A 21,617-nucleotide genomic window follows, 5' to 3' on the forward strand; every position below is an offset into this window, starting at 1 on the left:
TTGATGCCACTAATAACCCGTCTGTTTCTTAAAACAGGCCTTATTTACTTTTTGGGAGCACTTTTGGTTGGGGTACTTCTTCAGGTTGATGAAGTTAGTATACCCAACCTCACTCCCATGTTCTGGCATATGTTAATGGTGGGATGGATAACTCAAATAATTATGGGGATCTCACTTTGGATGTTTCCGGGCAGAATTAAAAAAGAGAGTTTTCTGAATCAGAAATGGGCCTGGTTTACCTATGTATTTTTAAACCTGGGGTTGGTTCTGCGATTTGTATGTGAGCCAATGATTTTACTTTCGCAAGGGTACCACTGGAAAGTATGGCTTCTTGTCTCAGCGGCGCTTCAATTTGTTGCCGTTGTTTGCTACGTCATTGAAATTTGGCCACGAGTACTGTCGAAAAAGCAACGGCGCAAAAGAAAGAAAAGCTCCCGCTGATATGACCCTCCCATCCCGACTGCTGATTAAGAGTTCACTGCTGTACCTGTTAGCCGGGACGTTATTGGGAACTCTCTTGCTAATCAACAAAGTATTTCTCATCCATCCGACCATTTGGGTGTTGTTGCCAATTCATATCGAACTGATGATTTTTGGCTGGGTCATTCAGTTTACACTAGGTGTTGCTTACTGGATGTTACCCCGCTACCTGAAAGGAGAGGCAAGGGATAATCAATTACTCGCATACAGTATGGTTGGAGCATTTAACCTGGGAATTTGGTTAATGGTTTTTGCAGAAGTATCACAGACTCATCAGTCTGTTCAACAAATCGCCAGGGCTCTGGAACTGGGTGCTGTAATCCTGTTCATAATGCTGCATTGGAAACGGATTACATCTTATAATAAAAGTTGAATCAGAACTGATACCTGAGTGAAAGCATCACATTCCTTCCGGCTTCAGGTACATTTCCAATACTCGTATGCGTGTGGTAGTAATCATCCAGCAGGTTGTTGATGCTCAGAATGGAAGACAGGTTCCCATTCATCCAGGTGCGCTCATAAGTGAAATTCAGTACGGCATAGGCATCCGTTTCATCTTCATTGGAAGCCGTTTGTGCTATGCGGCCCTGTGCGGCCGCCCATTCTACTTCCGTCATAATCATGTTCTGTTTGTGATGAAAGTGAATGGAGTTATTTCCTTTCAGCGGAGGAATGAGGGGCAGGGGCTCACCCAGTGTTTGATTTTGGGCATATAAGTAAGAAACCCGGTTATCGAAACTTATGTGATGACTGATTTTATTGATGCTGCGGATTTCAAAACCTGAGATGGTGGCATCTCCAACATTAGCGTATTGCTTAAACTGGAAATCCGGAGTGCTTACGTTTTCTGCCAGAATACCATCGATATAATTGAAGTACTGCTTGTGAAATAAAGTCAAGGAAAGGGAATGCTGTTCATTTTCCCAGGTTGTGTTGAGATCGGTGTTAATCGAACGCTCGGTTTTTAACCATGGATTTCCATCATAAAAGTATCCATCCACATAATTATAAATATAATGCCCGAACAGCTCCATATGATTTCCCATCCGTTCGGAGTACACCACATTGCCTGATAGACTCCATTCGTTATTCAACAGCCATAACAAACTGCCGGAGGCGGAAAGCAAGAATTTATTCCGGGGAGTTAGCTCACGGTCGTACAATCCTTCAAAAAAGGAACCATAATTTTCGCTGTCGGTTCTCAGGCTTTTGAAGCGAATGCTTTCCTCAAGTTTAAAGAGTAAGGAATTGGAGAGCTCAAAACGGTGACGCAGCCCGACATTGACCTCATTGGTTTTAACTTCATCTAAATTGTATATGAACATATCCTGCACGTCTTGATCCAGGCTGTTCATTTCCATATCACCGTAAGCTTCGGAGGTGTAACTGTTCAGGTACCATTGGGTATTTTTGGGTAACGAACCGTTGAAACGAGCTCCAAAAGTAGTGGTTTCACCATACATGGGCATATGCATTCCCCGCATAACCGGACGATTGGCTACATCACGACTGTAATCGTCCATGGTATGGCGAATAGAGTTGGCATACAGCTGAATAGATTTGATCCGGTACTTTTTATCAGATGAAGCAAAGTTAAACTGTACTTGTCCGATATCGGCAAGGGCTTTGGTTGCATCCATAAGCAAGGCCGGATAGCCGATATCATAGGCTTTGTCAGTAATGTAGCCGGCTTCAATGGAGTGTTTGGAAGGGAAGGTATGCCGGTAACTCAGATTCAGGTTCAGCTTCTCATACTGTGTGTTGTTAATGGTTTGATTGTTCCCGGCGGTGAAGTCGTCTGCCTTTTTATAACTACCGGAGAATCGCACGGCATTTCTGCCGGAAGCATCCGATGTGTTTCCGGTAACACTGAAGTTTCTGAACTGATCCGGCATTCGGTAGGCTGCGTTTATATCCATGGAAAACAGGTTCGACTCTGCTTTCTGAGTCACAAGGTTCACCGTACTGTTGCCGGTACCGTTTTGTGCAACACCGGTTCCGCTTTTGTCAATTTCCAGTTTAGACAGGTTATTGGTTTCAACATACGAGGTGATGGGATCCATTTTATCCACACAAGCTTTGAATACCTGCATGCCGTCAATAACCAGGTTCATGCGCTGATCACTCTGTCCGCGCACCACAGGTTCCCACCCAAACGCACCGCGCTTATTCGTGGAAATTCCATCGATATTATCCAGAAACTCGGCCATCTCCGTGCTGGCTTTCTGGTTATGGTAGGCGTGTACATTATTGTCGCCGTCTTTATTGGCTACCACCATCAGCTCTTTTGAATCCCTGAATATGGCGGGGTTCAGATGAATAAATTCTATTCCAGCATGTAAGTGGATATGTTTAGATGAATAACCAACAGCCGTTAACCGAATATGAGCATGCTGTTCAGGATCTATACTGAAATACCCGTCTATATCGGTTACGGTAAGTACAGTTCCATCTTCATCCATTACATGGGCGCGAATCACCGGTTCTTCAGTGATTTTATCCAGTACCTGAACCGTAACTTCCTGAGCAGAAAGCGGTTCAAGCCACATAAATAAAAGGGTGAGTAAGCAAATAATTGTTCTCATGACTTTGGTTTTTTTGAGGCTCAGCGATAAGCTGTCAGGCTACAATAACCTGACAACTTTCTTCTGAACGGGGCATCATTATTTTGCTTGTACGCTGTACTCGAACATCACTTCCGGAAGTGTGTCGTTTTCAGCTATAAGTTGTACGGACGTTGTCCAGACGCCGCTCATGCTATAATTGATTTCACCTTGGTAAAATCCATCACCCATGGCTACCGGAGTGGTATAGTCAGTGGAATGCCCGCTTCCTCCGCCCATATCCATATAGGGATAAACGGAAAGTTCAGCATTTTCAACCGCCGGAAAGTCCATCATTCCGGTTCGGGTGTGAATCAGGAATACCAGGTCGTTGTTTCCACTTACCGGTTTCTGAGGAGCATACCAGCTTATGTAGTACACCTTGTCATCATCACCCCGGGTGGAGGTAAATTTCCAGGAAGAAGAAACTTCGATAGGGAGCTCTCCGGATACCGTTTCACCGTTCATCCTGGTAATCTCAAAAGAGACGGACCAGCTTCCCATTTCGCCGCTTGGCATTATAAAAACGGCCATATTTTGGAGGTAGTCTTCGTCTTCATCAGAAGTAACAGGCTGTTCGTATGGAGTAGAGTGCATCATTTGTCCCATATCCATCATAGGAGTGATGGTAAATGATTCTATCTCGGCGGGTTTGCTACCTTCTTCAATCTGCCAGTAAAGCTGATTGGCTCCGGTCTCAAGTTCGGTTTCAGCATGCAATGAAACGGTATAGCCGCTGACCGTTACAGAGTTTACAGGAATAAGTTCTAAATCGGAGTCAGCATTGTTGTTGGTGTCACACGAAACAGCTGTGAATACCAAAGCTGCCATAGCCAGGATACGGCTATAATTTTTTAGCGTAGTCATAAGAATATGAATTTAGTTTTGTTTAAATAGTTGGAGAAATGCAGCAATTGCATTTCATAAAAGCGCGGTAAACAAAACTAAGCGCGAGGGGGGCGTAATAAGTCTTTTGTGCTACCCTTTAGGGGTACTTCATCGGTTAGCACTTGCAGATTCTCTTCGGAAGGTGGTGAAACCCATGACTCCGATTGATATTGAAGGGCGTTGTATTTAGCCGTTATCACCAAAGATGGTGTGGAAGAATTTGTGTTGGAATGAGGGGCCGTGTAGTAACAATCCTCAGTCTGATCACCGGTATTGTGATGGTTTTCAGTTCCATCCATTCCATGATGATGACAGGTGCAAATTTTCTGACCTTCCTCAATCTCGCAGCTGCAGAAAATGATTTCACAATGATTTTCAGCCCCATGAGAGTGGGCGTGATGCATCAGAATTCCCATACCAAACCATCCGGCTACGTTCCATAGCATAACAGTAATGACTGCTATCCCAATGTACCTGTAAAATGGATGGTGCGAATTCATAGCTACTCTCAATTAGATGACCTAAATTAAGAAAAACTCAAAGAAAAGTTACCGTGGATATGATAAAAAAAGATAAAAGTGCCTGTTATTATTTTTTTATCTCAGACACTCCCGCAACCTTTAGGCACAGGGTTAAGGTAAGGCCATAGGCAAGGTGCATACATAAGCCGGCGATAATCATGAGCCCCGGAAACCAGGTATTTGTGTAAAAAATCCCGAAATTCTCACCCGCAGCCAATGCCACAAAAGGGGAGATAATAAGTCCTGCTGCTAAGGAGATAATTACACCGAAGATTAATCCCTGAGTAATCCATCTTCCTGGAATCCGTTGCCGAAGAAAGGCAACCCATATCAAAGCCAATACTATACCGCCAATATTGTACGCCAGATTTCCGAAAATAATATGATAGGGATCTCCGGGAAGGGAGTGATTGAAGCTCTCTGTAAGTATATAACCGATATCGATGGCCGGGAAACCCATCCCACCCAGCATAAAGGCAACCATAGCCATGATAAATGTTGCTATGAAACCCGAAATTACCGTTCTAATAAATTCAGAAGAGGACATAAATACTTGAACTATTGATGTTAGCCAACGGGGGATTATACTAAACTTTTACTTATCACACTTCTTACAATTTAACAACTTTCCTAATCGGGACTTTCTTCCTTCTTCGGAAACCACCCACGGGCGTAACTGCCAGGGAGGGTTATGCCTTACGTGCTGATTATGTCCACACTTTAACTTAGCGACCCAATCGCCGTGTTCATCTTTGTGAAATCCTGTTATAGGCTGCTTCATATTCCTATAAATTATGCCAATCCAACTTTGAATGAAATGCTGTTTTGAAAAAGAAAGTATAACTCATTGGGGGGACAGAAAACATTTAAGACATCTTCATCTTAAATTCATAAAACACCCTTAATATAAGCTCAAAGAACATTCACAACATATAAAAGACAAAAAACTCTTAAAACAATAACTCAAAATTATACAACTATGAGACATTCAAAATTAACTCTTTCCATGTTGTTCGGGTTTTTATTTACAGGTTGGGCTTTTGCTCAAACCGCCGAATATACCATGGATGGTATGACCTTCGGTATGCCGGAAGCAGTAGTATTCACTGAAGACTATGACGGTCCTCCCGTTGTTGGAGAATATGTTACCCTGCTGCCAAACCTTAAACCTTTAGACTACGAAGGCAATAAACATCATGAGGTTCGAATTGATATTCTGGTTCAGGAAATCGAAGTGGCCGAAGGTGTACGATACCGTGCGTGGACATTTGGCGGAACGGTTCCGGGCCCCGTACTTCACGTTAAGGAAGGAGACCGAATTACTTTCACCATGAAAAACCGGTCTGACGAAGAAGTGACTATTACTGAACCTTCAAAAGGCGGTTCTCCATTCATGCAACAAGTAGCTGAAAATACCTATCAAAAAAATAAGTCGGCCATCATGCCAATGCCACACTCTATGGACTTCCATGCCGGAACCGTAGCGAAAGATGACAAATGGAGAACCATAGGGCCGGGTGAATCCATTAAGTTTGACTGGATTGCAAACTACGCAGGTTCTTATATCTACCACTGCGGTACTCCAAGTGTTCTTATGCACACCGCGATGGGACAACATGGTGTGGTTGTAGTTTCACCTAAAGACGGCTACCCAACCGATTATGAAGTGGACCGTGAATATGTGATCGTACAATCCGAGTACTACCTGGAAAGAGGTCCTGGAGAATTGTATCAATATGACTTTGAAGGTGCTTCCAACCGACAGCCCTCACACGTTGTATTTAACGGACACCAAACCATTATGCATGATCAGCCTCTGAAAGCTAATGCCGGCGAGCGAGTACGCTTCCACTTCTCCAATAACGGGCCAAGCGGTACCTCCAGCTTCCACGTAATTGGCGGCATCTTTGACCGTGTATGGCTTGAAGGACACCCTTTCAATGAAATGCGCGGAATGCAGACGGTACTTGTAGGAGCTTCCGGCTCAGCAACTTTGGACATGATTGTACCGGAAGAAGGCAAGTACATCCTGATTGACCACGAGTTTGCTGATGCAGAATTGGGTGCAACCGGTACACTAAAAGCAGGCCCAAGACAGAAAAAATAAAACGAAGAAACCGGTGAAACTGAAAAGCACACTGATTTTAAAATCTGATATCAAATACCGTAAGGGCGAGCTCAATTCGCCCTTACAATTCTTTTAAAAATGAATTGATTACAATGAGATCCCAAAAGAACATAAGCCGTTTTACTATTTGCACCCTGACCGTGATGGTTGCCTTATTGGTTAGTTTGTTGAGTCCGGTGATGGCACAAGAGGAGCGGGTTATGATTCCGGCGGGATCTTTTCATTCTATACTCCCGGAAGTTAAAGGAGAGCCTATTCTGGTTGATTCTTTTTATTTAGACAGAACAGCAGTTACCAACGAAGATTTTCTCCAATTTCTTCAGGAAAATGATAGCTGGAAAAAGGACGAAATACCGTCCATTTTTGCAGCACAGAATTACCTGAATCATTGGCAGGAGGTAAGTACTCCCGGTCTTGAAGAGATTGGAGAAAATCGTCCGGTAACACATGTTTCATGGTTTGCGGCCAATGCCTATTGTTCTGAGAAAGGAGGAAGATTACCAACCCTGAACGAATGGGAATATTCGGCCCAGCTAATGGATTTTGATTCCATACAGGAAATGAACCGGTTCAGTACCGAACTGATTGGTTGGTATTCAAGCGTGGATGCCAAAAACACAAAAGCTGTTGGTTCAACCGGGATTCAAAACCGGCATGGGGTGCAGGATCAATTTGGTTTGATTATGGAATGGGTGGAAGATTATAAGCCCATTATAGCCGATGAACTTTCCCTGGATTGTGGTACCGTTGGAAGACTTCAGCAATTGGGAAATATCTACAGTTACGCAGCTTCCATTCGGTATATCACCCGGATGAGCTTCAACCCCAAAACAACAACCGGTATGGTAGGCTTCCGATGTGCGTATGATATCGATGCCCCGGAATCATCTTTAAATACAGAACTATGAGAACACTACTTATTCTATCCGCTTTTTTATTGAATTCGATGCCGGTAATGGCTCAACATCATCACGGTGGTTCCGCCTCACTAAAGGCAGAGAAGGTGCCGGAACATTCTCTGTACCACCTAAAAGCAGAATGGACCACCCATCGAAACGAATCTGTAACTTTAAGACAGTTTAAGGGACAACCGGTTATTGTTGTGATGTTTTATGGCAACTGTACTCAGGTATGCCCGATTCTGATCCGCGATACCTGGCGTTTATATAATTCCGTAGATGAATCAATGAGAGGTTCCGTGAACGTGCTGGCTGTTTCATTTGATCGGGAAAATGACAGCCCGGAAGTTCTAAGAAAATATGCTGAGTATGAGCAATTGAATATCGACGGATGGCATTTTGTAACCGCCAAAGAAACAGATATCCGAAGCCTGGCCATGATGTTAGGTGTACAGTATGTGAAGCAGGGGAATGGTGAATTTGCTCACTCAAACCTTGTCAGCGTATTGGATGCAGAAGGAAAAGTGGCAGTTCGTGTTGAGGGTTTAAATCAGCCAATGGCATCGGCAGCCTTAAAGATTGAGAATATGCTGAAGCAGCATACCATGCAATGAAACCAATATATTCCATAGTAATTGCGCTATTTCTTGCTTGGATTGAACCGGTTCAAGCTTTTCAGCAAACAAATGCAGATACCTTAACCGTAGAAGTATTGGGAACCGGTGCCGATGCTCGTTTTGTGCCGGCACTCATACAGGTGGCCCCGGGTGATTTAGTCAGGTTCGTTGTAATCGAAGGAATGCATACAGTCACCGCTTATCATCCCGACAATCGCAGGCCTGTCAGAATACCTGAATCGGTTAGTGCTTTTGATTCCGGTATGTTGAAGGAAGGCGATATATGGTTCCTGCAAATAACAAAAGAAGGTATTTACGATTACTTTTGCTTACCGCACGAACGTCTCGGCCATGTTGGAAGAATTGTGGCTGGCAAAGAATGGAAAACTGCGGAGTATGATAATTCACTTATCCCCAAAGCTGCAGCCCAAACCTATAATTCGTTGCCGTGATTTCGGGAAAAGATTAAAGAGAAAGGGCTAAATCAAAAATTTGGAGAAGAGAGTCATTGCTAAAAAATAGTACCAATAAGCCAATCGATACTAAGGAGTGTAAGCCGATAGTCAGGAATAAATAAAGTGCGGTTCCGGGTCCCGAGCTACGGGATATATCAAAAGCTGAGATATTGAAGGCTCCGTACCAAATCAGTACGAATAAGGCACCAAAGATGAGAATGACAGTTGGCCCAAAGCCGGTAATGTACAGTGTAACCAAAATGGTCACAATCAGAAAATCGAGAAAAAATGTACCTGAGTAAAGGTTAACGGCCTGGCTAAAATGTTCCATATTTTTAGCCGGAAGGTAGAGCCAAAGCAAGGCAACGGCCTGGATCAACAGAGTTAGAATAACACCAAGCGCAAAGAATGAAGCAAAGTTAACACCGAGTATGGAAAAAGACGGCAGGTGATGTAAAAAAGCTTCAAGACCCGAGTCACTCATGGCAGATTCCGCCAATACATAAAATACTATTCCAGAAAATAAAGCATGCATTGCCATAAGTGCTATTCCCCCGGTTATAGCACGTTCGCGGTAGTGCAGGATGTCGTCCACAAAAAACCGGTGGGCGAGAAAGTACCGCAACAACATAGGCCGTAAATAGGGAAGTAGTCTAAAAAGAACGGCGAGCCCAACCCAAAGAGTAATCAGCAGGATCACGATCCAAGGCTGAGATTCCCGGGATTCATCTGAAGCAGGTAATGCAATGCTCCAGTCCTTACTAAGTTCGAACTCTCTGAGACTCTCAGAGAATTCGGGATATTCTGAATGGGCCTCAATGAACCACTGAGATCGCATAAAGAAAATAAGGCTGGAATTCTGACTGACTTCCCTTCCAAACCGTTCATCAAAAGCGGCAATATCGGCTCGTTGAAATACAGAGTCTGCAAAAAGGGTAGCAAAAGGAATTTCTGGAGTCTTGAAGTAAGCCCACTCTTCATTGGTGTAGAAATAGAAGTCTTTATTTGATCGTGCCGATAAAGAATCCAGAATGGGAGCGAACGTATTGCCAAAATCAGGATGGGAAGTCTGGCTATTCTTCAACAAACCGATTGCAGCAAGGTTTAAATGTGATCGGTAAAGATCGGCTGCTTCTACATACTGTTGTAGCAGGTTGTCTTGAAGAGACCGAATATCGTTTAGTGTAAGATAAGTATGATCCAGTTGTATGAGAATGGTAAAAGGAGTCTCCCTCAATAAAGTCAGAAGATCGGGGTTTACCGGGTGGTTGAGCTGGAGGTAGTCGATGCCGTGTTCATGAAATACATTCAGCTGGTCTCTTGCTTCTGAAGTATCAGTGGGATGATCCCAGACAATGCCTAATGAAGGCTGCTGAGCCATGCTTTTGGCAGTAGTTCCCATAAACAGGCAAAGAAAACTTAAGGCGAAAAGATATGTGGCCTTGGCTTTCACTCAGGCTACAACTTCAGCTCCGTAATATTCTGTAAGCGTCGTTTTTTTAATAGGCCGTGCAATTAATGTGGCTGATGTTGCTTCAGTAACTTCAACCTCCACATAGTCGCCGGGCTCAAAGTCTTTTCGATCAAAAACGCACATCTTATTGGTGTCGGTACGTCCACTCATTTGCTCATCAGAACGCTTACTGGTTCCTTCTACCAGAACTACATGACGGCGTCCGATTTCATCCTGATTTCTTCGCTCCTGAATCTCCATCTGCTGATTGATGATCTCAGTCAGCCGGCGCTTTTTAACCTTCTCCGGTACGTTGTCTTCATATTTCCGGTGAGCCAGTGTTCGTTCCCGTTCCGAATAGGCAAACATGTACGCCAAATCATATTCCACCTCAGCCATCAAGGTAAGGGTTTGCTCATGTTCTTCTTCGGTCTCATCACAAAACCCTGCAATGATATCTGTTGAAAGGGAGACACCGGGAATTACGGATTTCATTTTTTGAATAAGCTCCAAATACCCTTCTCTTGTATAAGGCCGGCGCATACGTTCCAGCATGGTGTCGCTACCGGCTTGTGCCGGGATATGAATGTAATTACATAAATTCGGTCGCACTGCGATCAGGTGAAGCAGATCGTTTGGGAAATCTTTGGGGTGAGGAGAAGAAAATCTGAAACGCATCTCAGGGTCAACTTTACTGGCTTCATCCATCAGGCGGGTAAAGGTATTTTCCCCATCCAAATAAGAATTCACATTCTGCCCCAACAGTGTTACTTCCTTATAGCCTTCGTCACTGAGTTGTTTAATTTCCCTGAGGATAGATTCCATAGGACGGCTTCGTTCACGTCCTCTCGTAAAAGGAACCACACAGAACGAGCACATATTGTCGCATCCACGCATAATGGATACAAACGCATTTACACCATTTCCGGTAGTTCTGACGGGGGCAATGTCAGCGTAGGTTTCTTCCAGAGAAAGCAGCACATTCACTGCTTTACGTCCGTCTTCAACTTCCTGCAACAGCCGTGGAATGTCGCGATATGCATCAGGGCCCACAACAATATCAACCAGGTGTTCCTGTTCAATAATGCGGTCTTTGATCCGCTCGGCCATGCAGCCTAATACACCAACCGTAAGGTCTCCGTTTTCTTTTTTGATGGATCGGAGCTCTTTTAAACGGTTCCAGACCTTGGTTTCCGCATTTTCACGAATGGAACAGGTATTTACCAGTACAACATCTGCACTTTCTGCTTCATGAACCGGCTCCAAACCTTCCTCAAGCAGGATAGAATTCACGATCTCAGAATCGGCAAAGTTCATCTGACAACCGTAGGTCTCTATATAGAATTTCTTGTCTTTCACGGCACTAAAATTTTATGAATTCGAAATATACAAATTATTCATCCGAAGGACTATCAGGCCATACTTCCGGATGATCTCTCCAGCTGGAAAGCAAGTCAAGGTCATCGCCGTCAATTACTCCTTTTTCAATGGCTACATTTACCAGCGTTTTATAGTCGGTGAGAGTATAAACAGGTACTTCGGTATCTGAAAATCGTTTAGAAGCTTTATCAAAATCGTAGGTAAAGATGGATAAAACGGCATCAACCTGTGCTCCTACAAACTTGAGGGCCTCAACCACAGAAATGGCAGATCCACCTGTAGAAATAAGATCTTCGATTACTACTGTAGATTCTCCTTTCTTAACACCACCTTCAATTTGATTCCCCATTCCATGCGCTTTTGCTTTTGCACGCACATAGGCCATCGGCTTGTTCAGGTTTGATGCCACCCAGGCTGCATGGGGGATTCCGGCCGTAGCTGTTCCGGTAACTACATCCACATCCGGGTATTTTTCCTGGATGATAGCGGTGAATTCGTTTTCAATTTTATTCCGTATTTCAGGAAATCGCAATGTGAGCCGATTGTCGCAGTAGATCGGTGAGTTCCAGCCTGAAGTCCACGTAAACGGATCGTTCGGTCTGAGAACTACAGCATTAATATCAAGCAAATGAGCAGCCAGCTCACGCGCAAATGAGTTATTGAGTATCATAAGTCTTTAAATTCTGTTATTGGTACCGCTGCGATGAGTGAATTTTTATACCATCCCAAAGATATTTGGCCAGACAAAAATAAGGGTTTTTAAGCACAGAAGCGCATACAATCCTGCCAATAAATCATCAGCAAAAATTCCCCAACCTCCGGGCAGATTCTGCACTTTTCTTATCCCTAATGGCTTTAATACATCAAAAATACGGAAGAGCACGAATCCCGTTAATAAAATGATAACATGGAGTTCGGTGCTGCCGGCCAAACCTGTGGTAAAAAACGTGAGCGATTGTCCGGCCCATTCATCCATTACCAATTGCCCGGGATCTTTACCAAATTCTTCCTCAAAATATGTGAATACCCAAAAGCATATCAGTGAGCAGGCTAATACGATAAGTAAAATCAGCCAGGTTGCGTTAACCTTAAGAATGAAATAGAGAGGGAGCAGGATTACTAAACTTCCTGCGGTACCCGGCGCTTTCGGAGTGAGTCCGGAATAGCATCCGGTTCCTAAAAAGTATTTCAGGCCGTTCACGAGGGCGTATTTTGAATTTTGAACAATTGACTGTTGCTCCATATATATTCGGCTCCGGAGTAAACGGTAAGTGCCGTTACAAACATCATGGCATAATACAGCACGCCCGAGTTGAAGAATTGAGCAGCCGCATCCGCAAATTCTATATCAGCCTGTTTAAAAACACCAAGCAGTAAAACGGCATAGAGGAAAACCATTTGCACCATGGTTTTGGCTTTGGCTGTAAACCGGGTTCTCATGTGAAATTTCTTGCGGCCAGCATAAAGCCTGAGTAGAGTTACGAACATGTCCCGAACTACAATTACGATAACGGCCCACCAGGGAAATTGGGATACATCCAGAAAAGGAAGGCAAAAGAAACCGGCAAAAGTGAGAAATTTATCTGCAAGGGGATCAATGAAAACACCGAAGTCACTTTCAAGCTGGTAGTATCGGGCAATTTTACCGTCAAAGTAATCGGTAACAGCCGCCGTAGCAAAAACGGCTATGCTGAGCGAGCGCCATACAAGTTCGTCCTGTATATACATGAACAGGAATATAGGAGCCAGCACCATCCGTATGGCACTCAGTATGTTGGGAATGTTCTTCATTGGTAACTATTCAACCTTCTTGTGACCGCCAAACTTACTAAGTAATTCAGACCATAACATGATAGATTTTTGAGTAGATGCTAGGGGCAAGGTGTTAGGTGTTAGGTTTTAGTTAGTCATGGTTATCCAGAGCGAAATAATGTAGGATTATGATTGGGATTTTAAGCCGAAGGATCTTTGCCAGTTAATGCTTGGTAAACAATTTATGACATAATTTCATCGCTACACTCTGTATGACTTACCTAACACCTAACACCTAAAACCTATACCCTCCAAATAGCTGTGGAAATTGGGCTGGCTTATACGGAATTTAGGCCCCATGAAAGTACAAATCATCTCCATCGGCAACGAACTTCTTATTGGCGATACCGTTAACACCAATGCATCCTGGTTGGGTGAATTTTTAACCGGTCTTGGATTTAAGGTGACACAGGTTCACACCATCTCCGATGAACTTGATCTCATTAAAAGTACCATTAAAGCGGCCATGCAGGAATCTGAAGTGGTTATTTGTACAGGCGGACTTGGCCCCACTCATGATGATATGACTAAAAAAGCTGTAGCTGAGCTGTTTGATGTGGGGTATAAGCTTCATCAGGAATCGCTGGATTACATTAAATCCCTTTTTGAAAAACGTAATATTCCTTTTTCGAAATCAAATTATAGTCAGGCCGAAGTGCCGGAAAATGCTGAGGTTTTATTCAATAAAGCCGGAACGGCTCCGGGTATGTGGTTCGAGGCTGGCAGTTACCTTGCGGTACTACCCGGTGTTCCTTACGAGATGAAATACCTGATGAAAAAGAGGGTTGCTCCCAAACTCCGGGAAGCTTTTGGTGATATCGGGTATTTGTACTCCCACTACATTAAAACTGCCGGAATAGGGGAAAGCACGCTGAGTGATCAGGTTTTGGGGGATTTGTCAGGATATTTTGAGAATGGCGTAAGCCTTGCATTTTTACCTTCTCCGGGTGGTGTGACGCTTAGATTGAACGGCAGCGGATCAACCAAAGAAGAAGCAAAAGAGAATCTTCAAAAACTCAGGGATGTCATATACAAAAAAGCCGGAAAGTACATTTACGGGGAAGGAAAAGACCTTTCAATTAGTGAGGCCGTTGGGGAATTGTTGGTTCAAAAAGAGATGAAAATTGCGGTTGCTGAAAGTTGTACCGGAGGGCTTATAGCCAATACATTTACCGATGTGGCTGGCAGCAGTGATTATTTCGATGGCGGAATTGTATCTTATGCGAACCATGTGAAAGTGGAGCAGCTGGGTGTTTCTCAGGATGATCTAGACTCGGTTGGAGCCGTGAGTAAAGAAGTGGCACTTCAAATGGCCAAAGGAGTAGCTGAAAAATTGAATACAGATATCGGGATTTCAACAACCGGTATTGCCGGACCGGGTGGAGGCACCAAAGAAAAGCCGGTAGGAACGGTTTGGATGGGATACTACCAAAAAAATAAAGCCCATTTTGCGATCAAAGCCATGTTTTCCAAAGACCGGCTTATAAATAAAGAGCGAACAAAAATGGTACTGCTCGAAATAACAAGGCGAATGTTAAAGGAAATTGAAACAATGCCGTACGATCTTAAAAAGCAACTTCCTTGAAGAAACTGACAGCTCTCCATATCGCGTTGTTGATGGTTTGGATTCCTGCTGTAGGGCAGGTTGCTGATTCTTCAGCTGTTGATACCACCCGATCTCAGATTTCGGCCTCTGATTCACTGACAGCTTCACCCAACGATACCACTATTCAGAAGAAGGAAGAACCAGAGTCGGGACAGGTTACCCCGTGGAGTGAAATGGGCTCTGCAGGTTCAATTCAGATTACCAACGACAGCCTGATGAGATGGCAAATTTGGCCCAACTGGGGAGATTTTCAGGCCTACCGCCGCGATGTAATTTCATTCAGACAAGGTACTAATGGCCGGGTAGATGCCTTTCACATAAATGGATACCAGCCTTTGGAACAGCAGCTGGAAATGGAGGGACTTTCACTGAATAATCCGGTTACAGGACTGCCTAATTACAACCTGGTTCCCCATCGAAAAATCGGGGTAGCAACAGAGTTGTGGGAGGGGAATTATTATTCTGATATAAGGCTGCGGGATTATTACATCCTTAAACCGATAAGCTACCTGAATTATGATGAGGCCAGCGGAAATTACCGGAACCTTGAATTTATGGTTGCTCAAAATTTTACTGAGCGGACTAATGTGGAGATTTCTTATTGGGATCGAAGAGGGGGAGGGTATTATCCAAACAGTGAAATTAACGGGAGTCAGGTGGTTGGACGTGTGTATCATCACCTGAATGATCGGTATTTAATCAGGGGAATGTATTTACGAAATCAGCTGAGTAACGATGAACCGTTTGGGTACAACGTGGGTGACCCGGCTACTTTTCCATTTGATGAATTCACTTCGGTTCCAAACAGCACATCAGGAAAATCTGAGTTTACAAGGTGGGATTTAATAGGGGGTATTTATCACCGTAGTGATACAGCCTCAGCTGAAGATGGTGGACTTGAACTATCCATAGCTAATAACGAAAAATCGTTGCGATTTACCGGAGATACTTTGGGCTGGGATCTTAGAACAATTGGCGGAACCTTGTTCAAGAAATTTACATGGAACAAACTGAGTATGCGAGGGGAGGTTGAAGTATTAAATCATGTAGCCGAAGATGACTTTGTGTTAACTGAGAGAAACTGGACAGAAATAAAAGGTGAAGGAAATCTGGTTTTTGAATTTGTTAAGGGTTCTGAACTGTATGGTAAAGCTAAAATCACAAATCGCAGTGACGGGTTTTCAGGAAGTGACCTTACATTAGGGTTCAACGCGCTCATTTCAAGGAAACACCGTGCGAATGTGAGTGCCTCAAGTTTTAGCCGAATGCCTACAATGCAGGCTTTGTATTGGCAATCTAAGAATTATGCAGGTAACCCCGATCTTGAGAATGAAGAAGGTATTTCTGCAGCTGCAAGCTTGGATGTGAGTTTGTTCCCAACACTTACAATGGGTGTATCGGGGAGGGTCAAGTCTGCCAAGAATGCCACTTTTCTAAGTCCGGACAGCACATTTTCTAACAGCGGAAGTTTTACACAGCTGAGTGGAACGGCCTATGCCCGGTTCGAAAACCACCGGTTCGAAATTGAGAGTTCAGCATCGGCCCAGCAGTTTGATTATGATGACCCTGCAAGTACGCTTGCCGGGTTGAATCACCGGGACCAGATAATTTGGCTAAGAAATTCAGCCTTTGTTAAAGGTTATGTATTTGACCGCGCTGCCTATCTAAAAGTTGGTGTAAAAACCTTATTATCTCCTACCTTTTATTCGTCGGGAACATATAACACCGAGTTACATTACTGGCAGGGAAACAGTACCTATCAGCCGCTTCCTGCATTCTTTCGTATGGATGCGGAACTTTCGGCCCGGGTACGGGGAATAATGGTAGTAATGAGGTGGGAAAATGCCCTTGACGGATTAGGACAGGCGGGCTACTTTGAGGCGGCCGGATTTCCGATGCCTCCGCGACGGTTAATTGTAGGAATAAGAGCACAATTCAGAAACTAATATGAGTGTAAAGTACATAGTAAAAGAAGGGTTTACAGGAATAAAAAGAGCAAAACTTGCGGCCACCACCTCCATACTGTCCCTTTTTATAGCGGTGCTTTTATTGGGGGTTCTTACCCGCATTGGCTTCAATATTTATAACCAGGCCATGTCTATCAAAGAAATGATTGAAGTAGAAGTATTTCTTTTTGATGTGGATGAACGAACTACCAACCAAATCAGGCAGGAATTGGAGAGTGAGGAGTTGGTTCAGGAGGTGACGTATATATCCAAAGACAGTGCTTCAGCTATAATGCGGAAGGAATTCGGAGCCGGAGTGGAGGAGCTGGCCGAGCTGAACTTCCTTCCGGCTTCTTTTCGCTTGAGTGTGAATACGGATGCTGGCGCAGACAGGATTGAAACAATGGTATCGCAGCTTAGAAATTTGCGTGGAGTGGATGAAATTGAATACAACGCGGCTTTGCTGCGGGTCATGGAGTCGAATCTGAATACGTTCACCTTTGTTGGCGGAGGAATAGCAATACTGATTCTTCTGGCAGCTTTAATCCTGGTGTATAACACCATCCGACTCACAATTTATGCCAAACGTGATTTAATCCGTGCTATGAAGCTGGTTGGGGCAACCAACAAATTCATCCGAAGTCCTTTTATTGTGGAAGGTATCCTGCAGGGGTTGATAGCGGGTTCGCTGGCCGTGATCTGTGTGTTCTTTATTTTCGAATTTGCTATCCCATTTTATCTGGCAGACCTTGGTACACTCAGCTGGCCTTTTGGGCGATGGTACTTCCTGGTAGCTGCTATGATGGTTCTGTCCCTGCTGATGGGATGGTGGGGTAGCCGATGGGCAGCACGTCGGTTCATTCAGGAAACCTATATCTCCGGTTAAGCAGATTAATTTAGATTTTAATAGTTATGCATTTTTTGACACGTACTATATTATTAATCGTATTGCCGTTGGCTTTTGTGATTAGCTGCAAAAGTACAGAGCCGGTAAGCTCAGATACGGTTCCCCAAAAAATTCAGCGCTCTCCTTTAGAGGCTGCATTTAATTCATCGCCCGTCTTTTCTGATAATTTTACCGGATTTGTTCTGTATGATCCTGAGAAAGACTCTACGCTATTTCAGCAATATGCTGACAAATATTTCACTCCTGCATCCAACACAAAGCTCTTTACCTTTTATGCTGCATTGAAACAGCTACCGGATTCGCTCCCGGCTCTGGATTACATCATAAGCGGAGATTCCCTCATTTTTTGGGGAACCGGAGACCCTGCTTTTTTGCATCCTGATTTTAGCGATACCACTGCATTCCATTTTCTCAAAGAGAGTTCGTATGATTTGTACTACTCAGATAATCACTATGAAGATGAGTTGTTGGGTCCCGGTTGGGCCTGGGCAGATTATCAATACTACTATTCGACGGAAAAAAGTCCGCTCCCGATGTATGGTAATGTGGCTGAAATTGAGATTCAGGAAATCAGCCAAACAAAAATAGCTGAGGATGAAAACGGGTATTTGATCAAGCCGGAATACTTCAAATCGTATGTTGAAATGGCCGAAGATCGCCCCGGTAAAGAAATGCCGTTCTTATTCAGGGATTTCAATAGTAACACTATTGAGTATAGCCCAAAGGCTGATACCATTCAGTACACCAGTTACCGTCCTTTTCACTACACCCCACAGCTGATTACTGATCTTTTAAGTGATACACTGAACAGACCCGTATCCTATGTAGATAGGATTAAACCGAAGAATGTGGATCGAATATATGGCGGAGAAAAAGATACGGTTCTTACAAAAATGCTCCAGCCCAGTGATAATTTCTTAGCAGAGCAGCTGCTATTGAACATTGCGGCAGAACAAGAGCTGCCGATGAATTCGAGTGCCGTAATTTCACATGTTTCCCGCGAATATTTTGATGACTTTAGTAAAAATCCGGTTTGGAGAGATGGATCTGGATTGTCTCGCTATAATATGTTTACTCCGACCAATATGGTGGAATTACTCAAGCTAATAGACAAAGAGTTTGAGCAGGATTCGTTACTGTTCCGACATTTGCCAGCCGGCGGGAAATCGGGGACTATCAGAAGCTGGTACGCACACAGAGAAGGAGGAGAGCCTTATGTATTTGCAAAGACGGGAACCCTGAGCAACAACCACTGCCTCAGTGGATACCTGATAACAGCATCAGGTCGTAAAATGATCTTCTCATTTATGAACAACCACTACGTTTCATCATCAAGTGTGGTGAAGACAGAGATGGAAAAGATACTTTGGTTTATACACCAAAATTATTGATCAGAGAATCAGGATTCTTTCAGGTCGGCTAATTTACTTCCCTTTTTCTGTCTTTTTTGACAGGCTTCTTTATCGCTGCAGGTACCAAAGAAGTGCAGGGAATGCCCGTCAATGTCCATATCGTGAATTTCGGAAAGCATACGTTGTATTTCTCCGATACGGGGATCACAGAATTCAAGTACATGTCCGCAATCCCGGCAAATGATATGATCGTGCTGTTGGTAGGCATAGGCACGCTCATAATAATACTGGCTTTTTCCAAACTGCTGGCGCTGAACCAAGCCACATTCCACCAAAAGGTCGAGGGTATTGTACACCGTTGCACGCGACACACGTGTTCCTGCTTCCTTCATTCTGAAGAAAATATCGTCGGCATCAAAATGACCGTCGGCGGTGTAAATCTCTTCCAGAACCATAAAACGCTCCGGTGTTTGCCGTTGATTTCTTTCCTTGAGGTAGGAGCGAAAAATCTCCTTTACTAAATTTACTGTATCTTCGTGTGCTGGATGTGCCATAACTTCAATTAATTTACACTGTAATATACGATATGTAAACTTGCTTTTGAAACCCGTGCTTTTGATTTCAAGAGTATTATATTTCGGGCGCAGTTTTATATGGAATAAATTTAATCAATATGCCTACAATAGTCCCTTTTGAAACACTGACTGAATTATTCTTGAATCTATCCCATAAGTACGACGGAGCTGAGAAAGCACAGTTTTACTATAAGCCAAAACCGGATTCAGAATACCAGCCTATATACTGGGGGCAGGTTACTGACGATGTATATTCAATAGCCGCCTACCTGATTGAAAAAGGAGTAGAGAAAGGAGACCGGGTAGGGATTTTAAGTGAAAACCGATATGAATGGGCTGCTATCGATCTTGCTATTCAGCTTGTGGGTGGCATCAATGTTTCGTTGTATACGACCTTACCGCCGGCACAGTGTGAGTATATTTTGCAGGATTCAGGTGCTAAAATATTCTTCGTGTCTACCGGGCTTCAACTCAAGAAAGCAGTGGAGGTTTTCGAAAATTGCGAAGAACTAAAAGAAGTTATTGCCTTCGATGTTCCCAAACTTGAGCATTTGATGGAAGAAGATTACGTGACGATGTTTGATGATATGCTCATTGAAGGAGGAAAGCATCTCGAAGAACACAAAGAAGCCATCAAGCAGAGAACGATGGAAGTAGAGCCGGAAGATGTGGCTACTTTAATTTATACGTCCGGTACCACAGGCAAGCCAAAAGGGGCAATGCTTACTCATCACAATATTGTGAGTAATGTGAAGGCAGCCACCCAGCATATTTACTGGGATGAGAATGACCGGTTACTTTCCTTTTTACCCCTTTGTCATTCATTCGAACGCACGGCAGGTTATTATGCCATGATTTCTTCCGGTGTAGAAGTTTACTATGCGGAAAGTGTGGACACCGTATCCAAGAACATGCCCGAAGCCAAACCAACCATTATGATCAGCGTGCCACGTCTTTTTGAGAAGATGTATAACCTGATTGTTAAGAGTGTGGAAGAAGGGAGTGACACCAAAAAGAAAATCTTTAACTGGGCCGTTGAAACCGGGCGCAAGTACTCAGAAGGAAAGCGAGGGCTGGTTTCCCTTCAAAAGAAAATAGCTGATAAACTTGTTTTTGATAAGCTGAAAGAACGCACGGGTGGTCACGTCCGGCTCTTTGTTTCGGGTGGTGCGGCATTACCTCCGGAAATTGATACGTTTTTTCAGTGTGCTGGAATGAATATCCTCCAGGGATATGGATTGACAGAAACTTCTCCTGTAATGGCTGCCAATAAGCCCGGACAGGAGAAAGTAGGAGCGGTAGGGACGGTTATACCGGGAGTAACAGTGGGAATACAAAGCCTGCAGGATGGTAAAGTTCTGGCGCAGATAAGCGGAGAGGATTATCCTACCGAGACAAGTTCTGAAGCCGGGGAAATTCTCTGTAAAGGCCCGAACGTAATGAAAGGGTACTGGAATAATGAAGAAGCAACCAAAGAGATGATAGACGATGATGGCTGGCTTCATACCGGAGATGTTGGCAAATTTGATGAAGGATTCCTGAAGATTACCGACCGTATTAAGCATATGATCGTAAATGCCGGCGGTAAAAATATTTATCCGGGGCCGATTGAGGATCTTTTCAAAACCAGTAAGTGGATTGATCAGATTGTGGTTGTAGGTGAGGCTCAGAATTACATGGCTGCTATAATAGTACCTGATTATGAAGTAGTAGGGAAGTTTGCCAGAGAGCAGGGGCTCAAATTCTCAAACAACGAAGAGCTCATCGAGCTGGACGAAGTAAAAGATGTTTTTAAGAAAGAGATGCGCTCCTTCTCTAAAGACCTTGCCTCTCATGAGAAAATCCGTGATTTCAGATTGGTTTCTAATGAGTTTACAGTGGAAACAGGAGAAATTACTCCAACCCTGAAGGTAAAACGAAGGGTGATTTCCGATAAGTACAGTCATCTGATTGAGGACATCTTTAAGGAAGATGACTAAGGTCAGCAGTTAAACA

22 protein-coding genes are annotated in these 21,617 nt (G+C 43.8%); 11 read left to right on the top strand and 11 right to left on the bottom strand.

Features of this window, described 5'->3' with window-relative positions; genetic code table 11:
- Together ABFW99_RS14200 and ABFW99_RS14205 are read left to right on the top strand one after the other, a co-directional pair.
- Complete coding sequence (locus ABFW99_RS14200) at positions 1 to 441, top strand: hypothetical protein (protein WP_440707535.1); 441 nt, start codon at positions 1 to 3, stop codon at positions 439 to 441.
- A 1-nt stretch (position 442) separates the two neighbouring features.
- Entirely contained in the window at positions 443 to 853 is a 411-nt protein-coding gene (locus ABFW99_RS14205; RefSeq protein WP_349355616.1) for a hypothetical protein, read from the top strand.
- Position 854: 1 nt separating this feature from the next.
- Here the strand turns inward: ABFW99_RS14205 and ABFW99_RS14210 are convergent, their stop codons facing one another.
- The 5 genes from ABFW99_RS14210 to ABFW99_RS14230 all read right to left on the bottom strand — a co-directional run bounded on the left by ABFW99_RS14210 (position 855) and on the right by ABFW99_RS14230 (position 5,273).
- Positions 855 to 3,065 (bottom strand): TonB-dependent receptor, encoded by a 2,211-nt coding sequence (locus ABFW99_RS14210; RefSeq protein WP_349355615.1) that lies wholly within the window; start codon positions 3,063 to 3,065, stop codon positions 855 to 857.
- A 78-nt stretch (positions 3,066 to 3,143) separates the two neighbouring features.
- Complete coding sequence (locus ABFW99_RS14215) at positions 3,144 to 3,950, bottom strand: FixH family protein (protein ID WP_349355614.1); 807 nt, start codon at positions 3,948 to 3,950, stop codon at positions 3,144 to 3,146.
- Between the two features lie 77 nt (positions 3,951 to 4,027).
- Complete coding sequence (locus ABFW99_RS14220; RefSeq protein WP_349355613.1) at positions 4,028 to 4,417, bottom strand: hypothetical protein; 390 nt, start codon at positions 4,415 to 4,417, stop codon at positions 4,028 to 4,030.
- Positions 4,418 to 4,559: 142 nt separating this feature from the next.
- The gene (locus tag ABFW99_RS14225; protein ID WP_349355612.1) at positions 4,560 to 5,039 is read right to left on the bottom strand and encodes a hypothetical protein; all 480 of its coding nucleotides are present in this window, start codon (positions 5,037 to 5,039) and stop codon (positions 4,560 to 4,562) included.
- Positions 5,040 to 5,087: 48 nt separating this feature from the next.
- Positions 5,088 to 5,273, bottom strand: a complete 186-nt coding sequence (locus ABFW99_RS14230; protein WP_349355611.1) for a DUF3565 domain-containing protein — start codon at positions 5,271 to 5,273, stop codon at positions 5,088 to 5,090.
- Positions 5,274 to 5,471: 198 nt separating this feature from the next.
- Between ABFW99_RS14230 and ABFW99_RS14235 the strand changes: the two genes are divergently transcribed.
- From ABFW99_RS14235 to ABFW99_RS14250, 4 genes are all read left to right on the top strand, one after another.
- Positions 5,472 to 6,599, top strand: a complete 1,128-nt coding sequence (locus tag ABFW99_RS14235; RefSeq protein ID WP_349355610.1) for a multicopper oxidase domain-containing protein — start codon at positions 5,472 to 5,474, stop codon at positions 6,597 to 6,599.
- Between the two features lie 113 nt (positions 6,600 to 6,712).
- Positions 6,713 to 7,528 carry a formylglycine-generating enzyme family protein gene (locus ABFW99_RS14240; protein WP_349355609.1) on the top strand — a complete coding sequence of 272 codons (816 nt, stop codon included), beginning with the start codon at positions 6,713 to 6,715 and terminating at the stop codon, positions 7,526 to 7,528.
- Positions 7,525 to 8,133, top strand: coding sequence for an SCO family protein (locus tag ABFW99_RS14245; protein WP_349355608.1), 609 nt, complete (start codon positions 7,525 to 7,527; stop codon positions 8,131 to 8,133). The genes ABFW99_RS14240 and ABFW99_RS14245 overlap by 4 nt, the downstream gene beginning before the upstream one ends.
- Complete coding sequence (locus ABFW99_RS14250; RefSeq protein ID WP_349355607.1) at positions 8,130 to 8,588, top strand: cupredoxin domain-containing protein; 459 nt, start codon at positions 8,130 to 8,132, stop codon at positions 8,586 to 8,588. Before ABFW99_RS14245 ends, ABFW99_RS14250 begins: the two co-directional genes overlap by 4 nt.
- A 13-nt stretch (positions 8,589 to 8,601) precedes the next feature.
- Here ABFW99_RS14250 and ABFW99_RS14255 read toward each other — a convergent pair whose 3' ends face one another.
- The 5 genes from ABFW99_RS14255 to ABFW99_RS14275 are packed head-to-tail and all read right to left on the bottom strand — an operon-like array spanning position 8,602 to position 13,215.
- The gene (locus ABFW99_RS14255) at positions 8,602 to 9,993 is read right to left on the bottom strand and encodes a hypothetical protein (RefSeq protein WP_349355606.1); all 1,392 of its coding nucleotides are present in this window, start codon (positions 9,991 to 9,993) and stop codon (positions 8,602 to 8,604) included.
- Between the two features lie 51 nt (positions 9,994 to 10,044).
- A complete protein-coding gene (gene miaB, locus ABFW99_RS14260; protein ID WP_349355605.1) occupies positions 10,045 to 11,403 on the bottom strand; it encodes a tRNA (N6-isopentenyl adenosine(37)-C2)-methylthiotransferase MiaB in 1,359 nt (452 codons plus the stop codon).
- Positions 11,404 to 11,437: 34 nt separating this feature from the next.
- The gene (pyrE, locus tag ABFW99_RS14265; RefSeq protein ID WP_349355604.1) at positions 11,438 to 12,094 is read right to left on the bottom strand and encodes an orotate phosphoribosyltransferase; all 657 of its coding nucleotides are present in this window, start codon (positions 12,092 to 12,094) and stop codon (positions 11,438 to 11,440) included.
- 45 nt (positions 12,095 to 12,139) lie between these two features.
- Positions 12,140 to 12,625, bottom strand: coding sequence for a phosphatidylglycerophosphatase A family protein (locus ABFW99_RS14270; RefSeq protein WP_349355603.1), 486 nt, complete (start codon positions 12,623 to 12,625; stop codon positions 12,140 to 12,142).
- Positions 12,622 to 13,215, bottom strand: coding sequence for a CDP-alcohol phosphatidyltransferase family protein (locus ABFW99_RS14275; RefSeq protein WP_349355602.1), 594 nt, complete (start codon positions 13,213 to 13,215; stop codon positions 12,622 to 12,624). The genes ABFW99_RS14270 and ABFW99_RS14275 overlap by 4 nt, the downstream gene beginning before the upstream one ends.
- A gap of 319 nt (positions 13,216 to 13,534) precedes the next feature.
- Between ABFW99_RS14275 and ABFW99_RS14280 the strand changes: the two genes are divergently transcribed.
- Genes ABFW99_RS14280 through ABFW99_RS14295 form a run of 4 tightly spaced genes read left to right on the top strand, consistent with a single transcriptional unit; the run spans position 13,535 to position 19,086 of the window.
- A complete protein-coding gene (locus ABFW99_RS14280) occupies positions 13,535 to 14,821 on the top strand; it encodes a competence/damage-inducible protein A (protein WP_349355601.1) in 1,287 nt (428 codons plus the stop codon).
- Positions 14,818 to 16,788 (top strand): putative porin, encoded by a 1,971-nt coding sequence (locus tag ABFW99_RS14285; RefSeq protein WP_349355600.1) that lies wholly within the window; start codon positions 14,818 to 14,820, stop codon positions 16,786 to 16,788. Before ABFW99_RS14280 ends, ABFW99_RS14285 begins: the two co-directional genes overlap by 4 nt.
- Before the next feature lies 1 nt (position 16,789).
- Positions 16,790 to 17,674 carry a cell division protein FtsX gene (locus ABFW99_RS14290; protein WP_349355599.1) on the top strand — a complete coding sequence of 295 codons (885 nt, stop codon included), beginning with the start codon at positions 16,790 to 16,792 and terminating at the stop codon, positions 17,672 to 17,674.
- Between the two features lie 35 nt (positions 17,675 to 17,709).
- The gene (locus tag ABFW99_RS14295; protein WP_349355598.1) at positions 17,710 to 19,086 is read left to right on the top strand and encodes a D-alanyl-D-alanine carboxypeptidase/D-alanyl-D-alanine-endopeptidase; all 1,377 of its coding nucleotides are present in this window, start codon (positions 17,710 to 17,712) and stop codon (positions 19,084 to 19,086) included.
- A gap of 8 nt (positions 19,087 to 19,094) precedes the next feature.
- Here ABFW99_RS14295 and ABFW99_RS14300 read toward each other — a convergent pair whose 3' ends face one another.
- Positions 19,095 to 19,601 carry a Fur family transcriptional regulator gene (locus ABFW99_RS14300; protein WP_349355597.1) on the bottom strand — a complete coding sequence of 169 codons (507 nt, stop codon included), beginning with the start codon at positions 19,599 to 19,601 and terminating at the stop codon, positions 19,095 to 19,097.
- Positions 19,602 to 19,720: 119 nt separating this feature from the next.
- Here ABFW99_RS14300 and ABFW99_RS14305 point away from each other — a divergent pair, with 119 nt between their 5' ends.
- Positions 19,721 to 21,601 carry an AMP-dependent synthetase/ligase gene (locus ABFW99_RS14305; protein WP_349355596.1) on the top strand — a complete coding sequence of 627 codons (1,881 nt, stop codon included), beginning with the start codon at positions 19,721 to 19,723 and terminating at the stop codon, positions 21,599 to 21,601.
- The last annotated feature ends 16 nt before the right edge of the window (positions 21,602 to 21,617 follow it).

The sequence above is a fragment of the Gracilimonas sp. BCB1 genome, from assembly GCF_040117685.2.
Taxonomy (GTDB): Bacteria; Bacteroidota; Rhodothermia; order Balneolales; family Balneolaceae; genus Gracilimonas.